The organism is Actinosynnema sp. NPDC059797 (assembly GCF_042732085.1).
Classification (GTDB): Bacteria; Actinomycetota; Actinomycetes; order Mycobacteriales; family Pseudonocardiaceae; genus Actinosynnema.
In genome coordinates this window covers 1-14,040 of sequence record NZ_JBHWIE010000194.1, presented here as the reverse complement: position 1 = coordinate 14,040, position 14,040 = coordinate 1, and the positions used below count along the sequence as shown (strand labels likewise).

The 14,040-nt window shown below is 72.4% G+C and carries 7 protein-coding genes; 3 read left to right on the top strand and 4 right to left on the bottom strand.

The window, feature by feature from the left end:
• Positions 1–4,474: molybdopterin cofactor-binding domain-containing protein (locus tag ACFV4N_RS29970; protein WP_499675974.1), on the bottom strand; the 4,474-nt coding region annotated here is incomplete at its 3' end.
• A gap of 105 nt (positions 4,475–4,579) precedes the next feature.
• Between ACFV4N_RS29970 and ACFV4N_RS29965 the strand changes: the two genes are divergently transcribed.
• Both ACFV4N_RS29965 and ACFV4N_RS29960 read left to right on the top strand, forming a co-directional pair.
• Positions 4,580–5,626: an aldo/keto reductase gene (locus ACFV4N_RS29965; RefSeq protein WP_499675973.1), complete on the top strand. Its 1,047-nt coding sequence runs from the start codon at positions 4,580–4,582 to the stop codon at positions 5,624–5,626.
• A gap of 298 nt (positions 5,627–5,924) precedes the next feature.
• Positions 5,925–6,950, top strand: a complete 1,026-nt coding sequence (locus ACFV4N_RS29960) for a LacI family DNA-binding transcriptional regulator (protein ID WP_499675972.1) — start codon at positions 5,925–5,927, stop codon at positions 6,948–6,950.
• On the opposite strand, the gene ACFV4N_RS29955 is transcribed toward ACFV4N_RS29960, so the two are convergent.
• Positions 6,917–8,536: an extracellular solute-binding protein gene (locus ACFV4N_RS29955; RefSeq protein ID WP_499675971.1), complete on the bottom strand. Its 1,620-nt coding sequence runs from the start codon at positions 8,534–8,536 to the stop codon at positions 6,917–6,919. The two genes, ACFV4N_RS29960 and ACFV4N_RS29955, sit on opposite strands and share 34 nt — an antisense overlap.
• 13 nt (positions 8,537–8,549) lie before the next feature.
• Positions 8,550–10,022, bottom strand: a complete 1,473-nt coding sequence (locus tag ACFV4N_RS29950) for a glycoside hydrolase family 43 protein (protein WP_499675970.1) — start codon at positions 10,020–10,022, stop codon at positions 8,550–8,552.
• Positions 10,023–10,376: 354 nt separating this feature from the next.
• Here ACFV4N_RS29950 and ACFV4N_RS29945 point away from each other — a divergent pair, with 354 nt between their 5' ends.
• Positions 10,377–12,434: a cellulase family glycosylhydrolase gene (locus tag ACFV4N_RS29945; protein WP_499675969.1), complete on the top strand. Its 2,058-nt coding sequence runs from the start codon at positions 10,377–10,379 to the stop codon at positions 12,432–12,434.
• Positions 12,435–12,458: 24 nt separating this feature from the next.
• Here ACFV4N_RS29945 and ACFV4N_RS29940 read toward each other — a convergent pair whose 3' ends face one another.
• A complete protein-coding gene (locus ACFV4N_RS29940; RefSeq protein ID WP_499675968.1) occupies positions 12,459–13,910 on the bottom strand; it encodes an amidohydrolase family protein in 1,452 nt (483 codons plus the stop codon).
• Positions 13,911–14,040: the final 130 nt, after the last annotated feature.

Genomic DNA, 14,040 nt, shown 5'->3' with positions numbered 1-14,040 from the left:
GGCCGCGTTCCAGCCGCGACGCCCGCACCGCGTCCTTCACCGCCAGGAACACGCTGGTCGCCAGGACCAGCGGCGGTTCGCCGACCTCCTTGGACGACAGCACGTCGGCCGGGTTGTCCGGCACGTCGGCGAGGTCGCGCGGGAACAGGTGGGTGTTGAACTCCAGCGGGATCGTGGTGACCGCCGGCGGCTTGTACCGCCAGGTGTTCACGGTGTTCAGCCGGCCCTCGTCCGGCCTGCCGGCCGGCTCGAACACCAGGTCCTCGGTCAGCACGTACCCGATGCCCTGCACGAACGCGCCCTCCACCTGGCCGATGTCGAGCGCCGGGTTCAGGCTCCACCCGATGTCGTAGGCGAGGTCGGAGCTGAGCACCTTGACCTCGCCGGTGAGGACGTCCACCTCGACGGTCGAGCACGCGGCCGAGTAGGTGAAGCCGCAGAACGAGTCGACCGCCCCGCCGGGCGGGGCCGTGCGGTCCACCTCGATGCCGGGGATGTCCCGCTGCTCCTCCACGGACTTGAAGGTCAGCGCCGGCACCGGGGTCTCACCGCCTGCTATCCGCGCGGTGAACGACACCGTCAGGTCCACCCGGTGCTGGTAGGCGACCTGAACCAGGTTCTGCCAGATCAGCCGGGGTGTGTTGGTGACCGGGTTGATCACCGGCGTGGCCCAGCCCTGCTTGCCGTGGTTCCAGAAGTCGATCTGGTTGGTGGCGCACCACTCCGGGCCCTTCTCCTCCAGCATCCGGTAGCCGAACTCGGTCAGCCGGCCGCGCAGCCGCTCGCACGCCTGCTTGACCGCCTCGGCGCTGTAGGTGGTGCCGGTCGACGCGCCGGTGCTGGTCGGGTTGGGCGTGACACCGGTGTTCGGGCCGTTGACGCGCAGCAGGTCGAACGGCACGTTGAGCACGTAGGAGGCGACCTGCTCGACCCGGGTGGTCAGGCCCTGCCCCATCTCGACGCCGCCCTGGTGGATCACCACGCTGCCGTCGCCGGAGTACACCGCGACGTAGGCCGCCGCCTGTTCCAACTGGGTGAGGTTGTAGCCGGAACCGTACTTGACGGGCATCATCGCGATGCCGCGCTTGCGCCACTTGTTGCGCCGGTTGAACTCCAGCACGTCGGCCTTGCGGGCGTCGTAGCCGCACTTCTCCCGCAGGTAGCCCCAGACCTCGCGCATGTAGCAGTAGGACAGCGCCTGGCCGAACGGGGTCACGTCGCCGCGCCGGTAGAGGTTGGTCTCGCGGACGTCGGTCGGGTCGAGCCCGGCGGCGAACGCGGCGTCGTCGATCGCGTTCTCGGTGACGAGCTTGCCCTGGATGTCGCCGAACGCGCGGAACGCGGTGCTGGGCGCCTTGGTGGTCCGGCAGACGTCGATCGCGCTCCGGAAGTTGGCGACCCGGTAGGCGTTGTCGGCCCGCAGCTGGATGCAGTTGGTGACGATGAACGAGCAGTCGTAGAACGCGCCGCCGTCGGCCCACATCGAGACGTCCACGCCGTGCAGGACGCCGGTCTCGGGGTCGATGGCCACCTGGTACTGCCCGAGGACGGCGTGCCGCTTGCCGATCATCCCGGTGTCCGAGTCGCGCGGCAGGACCAGCCGCACCGGGCGGTTCACCGCGTTGGCCGCGACGATCGCCGGTCCGACCACGAACCTGGCCTGCTCGGTCTTGCCGCCGAAGCCGCCGCCGACCTGCGGCACCTCCACCTGGATGCGGTGGTACTCGACCCCGAGCGCCATCGCGGCCGTCTGGTGCATCTCCATCGGGCTCTGGGTGGACGGGACGACGCGCCAGCGGTCGCCGTCCAGCGGCTCGACCACGCAGGCCTGGGTCTCCATGTAGAAGTGCGCCTGGCCGCCGGTCGACTGGGCGCCCGAGACCACGACGCACTCGACGCCGCCGATGGTCCTGGTGGTGCGGCCGGTGCCCCGGTCCAGCGGGTCCCGCTCCTCCGCCCAGGACAGGTCGCTGCCCGGGCGCGTGATGCGCCAGATGTGCGAGTTGAAGTTCGCCGACTTCGGGTAGTCGGGGAACACGCTGCCCAGCCGCAGCGCGTGCTCGATGTCCAGCACGGGTTCGCGCCACTGCTCCGGCCACTGGTGGACCTCGGTGTAGGCGACGCAGTCCCGGGTGACGTGGCGGGCGATGGCCTCGGCCTCGTGCTCGGTCTCCGCGACGACCAGCGCGATGGCCTGCCCGACGTAGCCGACCTGCTCGACCGCGAGCAGCGGCTGGTCGCCGCCCATGCCCTGGAGGTTGATGCCCTCGGCGGGCACCTGCTCGTGCGTGACCAGCTCGACGAAGCCGGGCCGGGTGCGCGCCAGGTGCTCGGCCAGCTCCTGCCGGCCGACGGGCCGGCCGTCGGGCAGCGTGAAGTGGTAGTTGGCCGGCGCGACGCGGCTCTGGACGAACGCGGCGTTGACCGTGCGGGGCGGCACCGGCGCCTCGTGGGTGTACCGGACCTGTCCACTGGCCTGGTAGAAGGCCATCAGCTTGATGTAGGGCTGGGAGACCGGGGCCTTCCAGTCCTGGATCGCGTAGGTCTGCACGCCGCCGCTGATCGGCCAGCTGCCCCACTTCTCGACGCCCGCCGACCGCTCGGTCTCCGGCACCGAGTCCGGCGCGACCTCCAGCAGGGCGTTGACCACGGCCTTGTAGAGGAAGGAGGTGGCCAGCTGCACCCGGTACTCGTCGGTGATGCCCTCCCACTCGACCGACGACATCCGGTCGTGCCACCGGGCCAGTTCGGCGGTGACCTCCTCGCGCAGGACCCGGGCGATCCGGGGGAACCCCGCGAGCGTGAGGTCCGAGCCGCGCAGCGCGGCCTCGGTGCGGGCGGGGCGCCACGGGTGGGGCGCGATGCCGCCGAACACGATGACGGCTTCCTCGACCTCGATCCAGCCCAGGCGCAGCACGGTGGTGGCGTTGACCAGCGAGTGCGCGTTGACGTCCCGCAGCGCGACCTTCTGCGCGAGCACCAGGTCCCCCACCGGCAGCGACGGCAGGTGGTAGGTGAGGATCACCATCCCGCTCGTCAGCGCGGGGTCGGCGGCGGCGCGGTCGACCAGCTCGGCGAGGGGCAGCCGCCGCGGCTCCTCGTCGTCCCGCGCCCACCACACCGTCACCTCGGCGCCGACCGCGACCAGCGCGGTCAGCAGGTCGGAGGGGAACGGCTCGCCCTCGTGGACGTGGTCGAGCACCAGCGCGGTGTTGCCGGCGAGCGTGGCGGCGTTGCGCACGATGGTCCCCGCGGTCCGGCGGGCCATGAACCGCAGCGCGTCGAAACCGACGTTCCCGCGCGGGGCGCGGTTCTCGTGGAGGTCGTCGATCAGCTCGATCAGCTCGCTGTAGGTGGTCGACGCGCCGACGTCGACCCACCCGTGGCGGACCGAGGTGCCGCGCAGCTCGGGCACCAGCCGGATGTCGATCAGCACGTCGGCGTCGCGCACCTCGTCCGGGTAGATGCCGTAGGAGGTGTTGCCGTTGACCATGCGGGTGCGCTCGCCGGGGTGCTCGCGCAGGAGCGCGCCCAGCTCCGCCAGGGTGGCCGGCCGCGCCCAGGTCCGCCCGTTCGCCTCGAACCGGGTCGACCGCGTCACCAGCCGGTCGGCCGGGGGCAGCGGGACCTTCGGCCGGGCGGCCGGGGCGAGCGCGGACAGTGCCTCCTCGGGCAGGCACTTCATCCGGTTCTCCTCGTCCTCGGCGGTCCAGTCCTCGGCGAAGGTGCCCATGCCGGTCAGGATGGGCCGGTAGCCGGTGCACCGGCACAGGTTGCCGTCGAAGACCTCCTGGACCTCCCGCTTGGTCGGCCGCGGGCGGTTCTCCAGCAGCGCGCACATGTTCATGACGAACCCGGTCGTGCAGTAGCCGCACTGGGTGCCGTTGTTCATGGCGAGCCGGTGCGCCACCGGGTTCATCCCCTCCGGCGGCACGTCGTCGGAGGCGGCGCCCGTCGGTGAGCCGGTGCCGGCGTCGGGAGCGGTGCCGGTGGCCGTGTCGGGGGCGGTGTCGCTCGGTGCGCCCGGGGCCGCGGCGGCCCCCAGCACCCGCGCGGCCTCGGTCCGGGCCCTGTCGCGCGCCCGGCTCGCCTCCTGCGCCGCCTTCGCCTCCTCCCGGGTGACGTGGGTGGCCGGCGCGGCCGCGCGCGAGTAGGCGAGCTGGTGCGCCAGGTGTTCCGGAGCGGGCCTGGTGGCGCCTCCGGTGCCCTCGATCGTGGTCACCGACAACCCGTCGAGGGCGCAGACCGGCCGCAGGCACGAGTTGATCGCCCGGTGCGTCGACCCGCCGCTCTCGGCGTCGTGCGAGGACAGGATCACCGTGCACGCGCCGCAGCCGCCCTGCCCACAGCCCTTCTTGGCGCCGGTGAGCCCCACGTCCGGAGAGCGGAGGTAGTCGATCAGCAACAGGTCCGGCGGCGGATTTTCGATCTTCACCAATTCGCCGTTGAGGAAGAACGAGACGCTGTGGGTCACGACACCTCAATTTATTCCGATTCGACGCTTTGTCCAGACCTGACATTTTTGCGGAAACACCGAAGGTGACCGATTGATCTTTTCTCGTGTCAAATTCCTACTTTTGTGGAGAATATTTGGACGGGTCGGTCACCCTTCGGAGTCAATAGTGGGCGAACGTCTCCCCGAGGTCACGAACGTGTAGGAACCGAACGGGATGCGCAGTGGATCTCCGGCCCGGCGGACCGCGATTACCGGCGACTCCCGTGCACCCCGCCCGGCGCCGACGACGCCGAGTCCACCCGCACCATCCACCGCGCCCTCGACCTCGGCGTCACGCTCATCGACACCGCCGAGGTCTACGGGCCCTGCACGAACGAGGAACTGGTCGGCCGGGCGCTCAAGGGCCGCCGCGACCAGGTCGTGCTGGCCACGAAGTTCGGCCTGATCTCCCACGTCGGCGGAGAGCCGGGGAAACCCGACAGCAGCCCGGCGAACGTCCGCGCCGCCGTCGAGGGGTCGCTCGAGCGACTGGGCACCGACCGCATCGACCTGTGCTACCAGCACCGCGTCGACCCGGGCACGCCGATCGAGGACACCGTGGGCGCCGTGGCCGAGCTGGTGGCCGAGGGCAAGGTGCGCCACGTCGGGCTGTCCGAGGCCGGGGTCGCCACGATCCGCCGCGCCCACGCCGTGCACCCGATCGCCGCGGTGCAGTCGGAGTACTCGCTGTGGACCCGCGACCCCGAGGACGCGGTGCTGCCGCTGCTGCGCGAACTGGGCATCGGCTTCGTGCCCTGCTCGCCGCTGGGCCGCGGGTTCCTCACCGGCGCGATCCGCTCCCCGGAGCAGTTCGCCGCCGACGACTTCCGCGCCACCAACCCGCGCTTCACCGGCGAGAACTTCCAGCGCAACCTGACCATCGCCGACGAGGTCGGGGCGATCGCCGCCCGGGTCGGCGCCACGCCCGCGCAGGTCGCCATCGCGTGGCTGCTGACCAAGGGCCACGACGTCGTCCCGATCCCGGGCACCAAGCGCGTGGCCCGCCTGGAGGAGAACGTCGCCGCCGACGGCGTCGAACTCACCCCGGAGCAGGTCGCCGCGCTGGACGGCCTCACCCCGCCGTCCGGCGAGCACCACGACGAAGCGCAGATGCGGCTGATCGACCGGTGACCGGGCGACCGGCAGCCCGGGAGGGAGCACCCGCGCGGCGTGCCGACCGCGGGAAAACTTTCGCTCCACCGCCGCGAAACATAGGATGGCGCGGCACCGGGTCCGTGCGCCGACGACGGCGGGACCCGACCAGGGCAGCCCGGACGGCTGTGACGCGGACGCCTGTCGCGGCGGCGCGCGCGGTCGGGTCGGGCGGCCGCGCGGACGCGTCAGCGAGGGGAGCGGTGGCTTGTCGCACACCGAGTCGGGCGAAGCGGCGGTTGACCGGGAACACGCGCGGGGTGGTTCGTCCAGGCCGGTGACGATCTCCTACATCGCGGAGACGGCCGGGGTGTCGGTGCCGACGGTGTCGAAGGTGCTCAACGGGCGGTCCGGGGTCTCGGCGGACACGCGGGCGCGCATCGAGGCGCTGATCGACGAGTACGGCTACCAGAAGTCCGGTTCGCCCAGCCGCAGCGCGATGGTGGACCTGGTGTTCGACGAGCTGGAGAGCATGTGGGGCGTCGAGATCATCCGCGGCGTGCAGCGGGCGGCTCGCAAGCACCGCGTCGGCGTCGTGCTGTCGGAGTTCGGCCCCCAGGGCAACGCCATCCGCTACTGGATCGACGACGCGCTCGACCGCCGGCCCGCCTGCGTGGTGACGGTCGCCCAGCTCTCGCAGGAGGAGCGTGACCGGCTGCGCGCGCGGGGCATCCCGTTCGTGGTGTTCGACCCGACGGTGGAGCTGCCCGACGACGTGCCGTTCGTGGGCGCGACGAACTGGACGGGCGGCCGGTCGGCCACGCGTCACCTGACCGGGCTGGGGCACCGCCGCATCGCCATGATCACCGGCCCGGACCACCTGCTGTGCTTCCGCGCCAGGCTCGACGGCTACCGCGCGGCGCTGGAGGCCGCCGGGCTGGCGGTGGACCCGGCGCTCGTGGCGCGCGCGGAGCCGACCCGGGAGGCCGGCCACCTCGCGGCCCGCGGGCTGCTGGGCCTGCCCGACCGCCCCACCGCGATCTTCGCGGGCAACGACCTCCAGGCGCTGGGGGTGTACCAGGCGGCGCGGGAGGCCGGGCTGCGGGTCCCGGACGACCTGAGCGTGGTGGGTTTCGACGACCTGCCGGTGGCCGCGCTGGTGGACCCGCCGCTGACCACCGTGCACCAGCCGCTGGTGGAGATGGCGGTGGCCGCGACCGAGCTGGCGCTGGCCCTCGGTCGCGGCGAGACGCCACCGCAGGTCGGGCTGGAGCTGGCGACCACCCTGACCGTCCGGCGGAGCACCGCCCCGCCCGCCGGGGCGTCGGGTCAGCGCCCGGCGTCGGAGAGCGCCTCGTCGTAGAACTCGCGGAGCCGGTCGCCGCCGGCCTTGCGCCACTGCCCGCCCAGGTCGTCGATCTCCGAGGTGTCGGACCGGCCGCGCAGGATGTCGGTGGTCCGGTCGGCGAACTGGGCGGACAGCTTGGAGAACTCCGGCGGCTCCTCGATGCGCAGGCCGAACGTGATCGGCTTGACCTGGCGCGGCCAGGACTCGACGTACCAGCGGTGCTGGTCCCGCACGAAGTCCGGGTACTGGGCGCTGACGATCGCCTCCGGTGGGCCGGCGGTGAACCCGTAGGTGAGGGTGATCTCCCTGCGGCCCAGGTCGTTGAGGTTCGGGGTGCCGTTGGCGTCACGCGTGCCGTGCGTGCCCTCGACGCCGTACTTGAGCAGGTGGTGCTCCTCGGTGCCGATGGGCGCGGCGGCGAAGTCGAACAGCCGCAGCAGTTCGCGGACGCGGTCGTCGGAGGCGTCCTCGCGGATGAAGGTGACCATCGAGGTGGGCGGTGCGACGGGGTAGGTGGGCTCGCCGCCGTCGTGGGCGAACAGGGGCAGCGCAGCCATCCTGAAGTCGGGGTTGAGGGGTCGCTGCTGCGCCATCTGCTCGGCCCACGCGCCCATGCCGCCCTGGTTGACCACCAGTTGGCCGCTCGCGAACAGTTCGTTGCTGCGGGTCCAGTTGCCGGCGACGATGTCGGGGTGCACGTAGCCCGCGTCGTAGAGGGAGCGGGTGAAGCGCACGGCCTCGGCGTACTCGGGGGTCTCGACCAGGTTGACGACCTTGCCGGAGGCGTCGCGGGACCAGTCGCCCCTGCTGCCGTGGGCGCGGACGATGGAGCGGAACACGTCGCCCAGCGCCCACCGGTTGTTGGCCGGGTCGTTCAGCTCGGCCGCCACCGCCCTGAACTCCTCGGCGGTCTTCGGCGGTCGGACGCCCAGCTCCTCGAAGATGTCGGGTCGGTAGAACAGGACCTCGGGGAACAACTGGGTGGGGAACGGTACGCCGTACAGGCGTCCGCCGTAGACGCCGGCGTGCCAGGAGTCGGTGGGGATGTTGGCCAGCAACGGGTAGTCCCCGACCTGGTCGCCGGTGAGGAAGTCGGTCAGGTCGCGGAACACCTCGCGGACGCCCTCGCCGAAGCGGGGCGGGATGGTGAAGGTCGGCACCACGGTCACGTCGGGCAGTTGCCGGGCCGCCATCAGCGCGGCCAGTTTCGCCTGGTAGTCGCTGCCGGCGACGGTCTCGAACCGCACCGTGCCGCCCAGCCGGGAGTTGACCGCGTCGTAGTAGGAGTTCTGCCCGAGACCGGGCGGGACGGGCCAGAAGGCGGGGGTCATGGCGGTGACCTCGCCGCCGTCGAGGACCTTGCCCTCCACGGCGGTGACGAGGTCGCGCGGGTAGGACAGGTAGCCGGGCACGGAGCCGCCCACGCCGGGCAGGTCCGGCTTGGCGAACTCCACCGGCGCGTGGGTGGGCAGCAGCTCCGCCAGCGCGTCGCCGTCGAGCGCGGTGCCGCTGTCGCGGGGAGCCGGCTCGCCGCACCCGACGAGCAGCGCGCCGCCGGCCGCCGCGGTCAAACTCAGGAAACCCCTGCGGTTCACGGACATGTCGTGGAGTCCTTCACCTGTTCCGGGCGGTCTCGACCGGTTCGTAGTCGAACCAGTCGAAGTGGAGGGTTCCGTGCGTGGCGTACATGCCGATGACCCGGCCGGTGAAGCCGCCGGCCACCTCGGTGGACAGGTAGCGCCCGTCCAGGGAGGCCAGCTCGATCAGGGCGCCGTCCGGCTGGACGACGCCGAGGGTCACCGCGTCGGGACCGGTCCGGGCGTCGGTCGGCGACAGGGTCTCGGCGATCGCGACCTCCAGGACGACCTCGCCCGGTCCGGCCGGCGCGGTGCCCACGAGGGAGCGCAGCGGTCCGATGCGCGCGTAGGCGTTGACCTGCCCGTCGTGCACCTCGACGGCGTAGTGGTGCCGTTCGTCCAGCCGCAGCGCCAGGCCGCCGCTGCCCCCACGCGGGTCGATCGCGGCGCGGGCGCGGCAGGACGGGTGCTGCTGGCGTCGGCCGACGAAGGTGACGTCGAGGTCGTCGAGCGAGCCGCCGCCGGCGCGGAGGGTGAGCCACCCGGGCCGGGCTTCGGTGGTGCACGATCCTTCGGGTCGGTGGCGCAGCGAGATCCACCGGGGGTCCAGGTCGGACTTGTCGAAGTCGTCCCGGACGGGCTCGGCGGACGGCGCGGCGGGTCCGGGGGACAGGTCGCCGACGACCGGCCACCCGCCGACCCACCGCACCGGGGCGAGGAAGGTCTCCCGGCCCAGCACGTGCCACCCGGGCGTGCCGCCTCGTGGCCGCACGCCGAGCAGCACCATCCACCACGAGCCGTCGGGCGCCTGGACGAGGTCGGCGTGCCCGGTGTTCTGCACCGGGTGGTCGGTGCCCCGGTGGGTCAGTACCGGGTTGTCCGGGCACGGTTCGAACGGGCCGTTGACCGAGGGGCCGCGGGCGATGGCGACGGCGTGGCCGCGTTCGGTGCCGCCCTCGGCGATCATCAGGTACCAGTGGTCGCCGATCCGGTACAGGTGCGGCGCCTCGGGGGCCTGGGCGCCCGGCGTGCCCGACCAGAGCCGGACGGGCTCGCCCAGGGTCTCGCCGGTCGTCGGGTCGATGCGGTGCTGCGTCACCCCGGCGACGGTGCACCAGCAGTTGCCCTCGGCGTCCCAGGCCAGATCGGGGTCGATGCCGTGGACGCCGGTCAGCGGCACCGGATCGGACCAGGGTCCCGCCGGGTCCTCGGCGTGGAACAGCAGGTTGCCGTCACCCGAGACGTTGGTGACGACCAGCCAGAACCGGCCGTCGTGGTGGCGCAGCGTCGGGGCGTAAATCCCGCCGGAGGACACCGTGCCCGCGGGCAGGCGCAACTGCTCCGGCCGGTCCAGCACGTTGCCCACCTGCACCCAGTCGACCAGGTCCCGGCTGTGGAAGATCGGGACGCCGGGGAAGTACTCGAAGCTGGAGCAGGCGAGGTAGTAGTCCTCGCCCACCCGGCAGACGCTCGGGTCGGGGTGGAACCCCGGGATGACCGGCCGGTTCATCTCACCGCTCTCCTGGTCGAGGACACCGTTGAAAGTTTCTTGGTCATAATCAGAAAGTTTTCTCAGGCCCGGGAGGGTATCGACCGGTGCCGGGGAGGTCAACGGCGTCGCTCACGGTGTGGAACCGAGGCGTCTCGGCGAGTCACCTGGCGATTGACGTCCCCCTGGCAGGTGCGTAGCATCCCGCGTTGGAAACTATCGCAGATTTGAAGAGAAACTTTCTCGATCGGTAGCGATGGAGCGCCCGGGCGCACGCAGCTCCGCCACACCGCCACCGCCCGCGACGTCGGTCACCACGGCGCCCTGGGCCGCCGGCACGACGAGGACCCACCTACAGCAAGGGACAGTGACGTCTTGAGCTCGCACGACCTCCGCAGAATTCCTCGGCGGCTCGGCGGGATCGCCGCCGCCCTGGCCGCGCTGCTGGCAACGGCGGTGGCCCCGGCCGCCGGTGCCCAAGCGGCCCCGGCCGCCGACGCGCGGGCCGCCACCGGCTGCCGCGTCGACTACGCCGTCCCGTCCCAGTGGCCGGGCGGCTTCACCGCCACCGTGCGCATCACCAACCTCGGCGACCCGATCAGCGGGTGGCGCCTGGGCTGGGCGTTCCCGTCCGGGCAGCGGGTCACCCAGGCGTGGAACGCCACGGTCACCTCCTCGGGTGACCAGGTAACCGCGGCCAACCCGGGCTACAACCCCTCCATCCCCACCGGCGCGACGGTCTCCTTCGGGTTCAACGGCTCGTGGACGGGCGGCAACACCGCCCCGACCGCGTTCACCCTCAACGGCGTCACCTGCACGGGGCGCGTCGGCGAGGAGCCGCAGCCCACCGACCCGATGGCGGTGGTGGCCGCGATGCAGCCCGGCTGGAACCTGGGCAACACCCTCGACGCGATCCCCGGCGAGACCTCGTGGGGCAACCCGCTCACCACCCGGGAGCACCTGCGGCACGTGCGCTCCCAGGGCTACAAGAGCATCCGGCTGCCGATCACCTGGAGCAACCACCACGGCCCCGCGCCGGACTACGCGATCGACCCGGCCTGGCTGGGCCGCGTCCGCGACATCGTGAACTGGTCCCTGGACGAGGGTCTCCACGTGCTGGTCAACCTGCACCACGACTCGTGGCAGTGGATCAACACCTACCCGACCGACCGCGCGAACGTGTCGGCCCGCTACCGGGCGCTGTGGACCCAGATCGCCACCGCGTTCCGCGACCACTCGTCGAAGCTGGTGTTCGAGAGCATCAACGAGCCGCAGTTCGCCGGCACCTCGGGTGCCGAGGAGGACGACCGGCTGCTGCACGAGCTGAACACCGAGTTCCACCGGGTCGTCCGGGGTTCGGGCGGCGGCAACGCCACCCGCCTGCTGGTGCTGCCCACCGTCCACACCAGCGCCGACCAGACCCGCCTGGACGCGCTGCTGGCCACCTACCAGCAGTTGCGCGACCCCAACATCGCCGCGACCGTCCACTTCTACGGCTTCTGGCCCTTCAGCGTGAACATCGCCGGGTTCACCCGCTTCAACGCCGAGGTCGAGCAGGACCTCGTCGGCACCTTCGACCGGGTGCACAACACGTTCGTGTCACGCGGCATCCCGGTCATCATCGGCGAGTGGGCGTTGCTCAACTACGACCACAACCGGCCCGGCGTCATCGAACGGGGCGAGTTCCTGAAGTTCGTCGAAGCGGTGGGGCACCACGCCCGCACCCGGCGGCTCACCACCATGATCTGGGACGCGGGCCAGTTCCTCAACCGCGCCGAGCTGCGCTGGCGTGACCAGGGCCTGCACGACGCGATCAAGTCGAGCTGGACCACCCGCTCCGGCACCGCCTCCGCCGACCGCGTCCACCTGCCCGGCAGCGGCGCCATCACCGCCAGGACGCTGACGTTGAACCTCAACGGCACCGCCTTCCAAGGGTTGCGGCACGGCGGCAGGGACCTGGTCGACGGCGCCGACTACACCGTGTCCGGCACCACCCTGACGCTCTCCGCGGCGGCCCTGACCCGACTCGCGGGCAACCGCGACCACGGCGTCAACGCCACCGTCGAGGCCCGCTTCTCCCAGGGCGTGCCGTGGCCGATCGACGTCATCACCTCCGACCCGCCCACGCACGCCGCCGCCACCGGCACGACCACCTCGTTCGCCATCCCCACCCGGTTCAACGGCGACCAGCTCGCCACCATGGAGGCGAGGTACGCCGACGGCAGCCCCGCCGGACCCGCCAAGTGGACCCCGTTCAAGGAGTTCTGGCAGCACTTCCAACCCGACTACGCCGCCGGGACCCTGATCCTCAAGCCGGAGTTCTTCGCCGAGGTGGACGACGGCCCGGTCACCCTCACGTTCCACTTCTGGAGCGGGGCGCAGACCACCTACCTCATCACCAAGTCCGGGACCGCGGTCACCGGCGCCGCCTGACCGGTGGGACGCCGACCGGACCGCTCACCGAGCCCGGTCCGGCACCCGAAGGGGGTGCGCCGCGGAGCGAGACCCGCTCCGCGGCGCAACCCCTGCGATCGCCCCCGCCGCCGCGGCCAAGATGTGGTCGCGGGAGGCGGCGACCTCGTCGCGCAGCGCGGCCAGGTCCACGTCCAGCAGCTCGCCGGCCCACTTGCGGACCCGGCCGCCGATCAGCACGGTGTCGACGTTGCGGGCGTCCGCGCCGAGCACGAGGGTGCCGACGGGGTCGTTGAGCGGCATGGTGTTGACCGCTTCGGCGGTGACCAGGACCAGGTCGGCCTGCTTGCCCGGGGTGAGCGAGCCGGTGGTGCGCCCCAGGCCGGTGGTGCGGGCGCCCTGGAGGGTGGCGAAGTCGAGCACGTCGGCGACGCCGATGCGGGAGGGCTGCCGGTCGGTGCCGTAGGCGCCCTCCACCGCGCGCATGTGCTGGATGGCGAGCAGGGCGCGCATCTGGGTGAACATGTCGCTGGACAGCGCCACTTCCACGTCGATGCTCAACCCCGGCCGGACGCCGACGGCCAGCGCCTCGTCCACGGCCGGCACGGCGGTCTCCAGGCCGATCTGGGCGTCCGAGGTGGGCGCCAGGGCCACGGTCGTGCCGGTGTCGCCGATGGCGCGCCACGCGTCCGCGGTCAGACCGGTGGCGTGGATCAGCGTCACGTCCGGGCCCAGCAGGCCCTGCCGCTCCCACTCCAGGATCGCGCGGGACGACGGTTCGCCGAACACGGCGTCCACGCTCACCCCGACGCCCAGCTCCCGGGCGTGCCGGGCGAGTTCGGGGCCGTAGGCCAGGCCGGGGCCCGCGACCTCGTCGGTGGCCAGGCACGCCAGGCGGAACGTGAGCCTGTCGTGGGCGTACCGCTCGCGCAGCCGGGCCAGGTCGGCGGGCCACTGGTGGTCCCAGGGCCCGAAGTGCGGCGCCATGGCGGCGTGCACGCCGCGGATCCCGGTGTCGCGCAGCGCCCGGACGGCGGCGTCGGAGTGCGCGGCGGTGCGGGAGTTGTGGGAGAAGTCGAGCATGGTGGTGATGCCCGAGTCGATCGCGGTGAGCGCCGCCAGCCGGGTGCCGGTGCCCATGTCCTCCGGTCGGTAGGCGGGTGCGTAGCCGAGCAGCGTGGACCTGACGTACGCGCCGAGGTCGTCGACGTCGGGCATGATGCGGCGCAGCTGCGCCTCCCAGGCGTGGCGGTGGGTGTCCACGAAACCGGGCGCGGCGATCATGCCCGTGGCGTCGACCACGACGGCGTCCCCGACGGGCAGCGAGCGCCCGACCGAGGCGATCGCCGAACCCTCGACCAGGACGTCGGCGCCGGCGAGGGTGCCCAGCAGCGGGTCTGCGGTCACGACGGTGGCGTTGCGGACCAGGACGCGCCGGCGCGGGTCGGACGCCGTGCGGCGCAGGAGGTCCAGGGTGGCCCGGCGGGAGGCGGTCATCGGGGGCTCCGTTCCTCGGGGGTCTTCCGGTCGGGACCACCCTCGGGCCGCGGCGGTGGCGCCACCAGGCCCCGGGGTGGCCGAGCACGCCGCGGGCAACGGCGGAGACGCCAGCGCCGGCGCCCGCGCG